Genomic DNA, 628 nt, shown 5'->3' with positions numbered 1-628 from the left:
GCAGTCGGCGCAGCTCAGGATCGCCTTTCTTGGTGAGCTTGCGTCGACCTATTTGTTTGCCCGAGTCTCTGACTCTGACATCCATGCCCAGGAACGCAATGAAGGCGTCACTGGTTTTGAAGGGGCCGCGATGGAAGGTGTTGGCCAGCGCCATGGCCGTCAGGTCGCCGATGCCTTCGATGGCCTTGCAGCGCTTGGCATCGAGCCACCAGCCGACATCTGCCATAGCTTGTTTTAATCGCTGAACGATTAGCAGCTCTACTCGGCGAATATGCGCATCTAGCTGTTTGGCGGCCTGCTTCAACTCCGGTATGTCCTGCAGACTTTGACTCAGGGCTACTCTGGTATGAACCAGCGACGCCCGGCGGCGCATCAGCCCTTGGACGCGATAGAAGGCATCATGTGCAGGTATCCACGGTTTAAGGCTGTCCATTTCCTTGGTGAGATAGCGGAGAATGAGCTTGGCATCTGACGCATCAGTCTTTGCCCGGGTGCCGACGCCACTGCGGTAATGGTTGAGCTTGTATCCGTCCAGCAGATAGAGCTCAAAGCCTGCTTCGTGCGCCAACCTGGCAAGCTGGCGGTGATAGATACCGGTCGCCTCCAGGGCAATCTTCGATCCAGGTGG

Annotated in this window: 1 protein-coding gene; it reads right to left on the bottom strand. The window is 57.3% G+C overall.

The window, feature by feature from the left end; translation table 11 throughout:
• Window positions 1–628 (bottom strand): IS110 family transposase (locus tag FZE95_RS19505; protein ID WP_150302450.1); only part of this gene is annotated, 628 nt, incomplete at both ends.

The organism is Pseudomonas profundi (assembly GCF_008638305.1).
GTDB classification, from domain to species: domain Bacteria; phylum Pseudomonadota; class Gammaproteobacteria; order Pseudomonadales; family Pseudomonadaceae; genus Halopseudomonas; species Halopseudomonas profundi.
The sequence above is the reverse complement of the archived record's forward strand: the minus strand, read 5'-3'. Positions and strand labels throughout refer to the sequence as shown.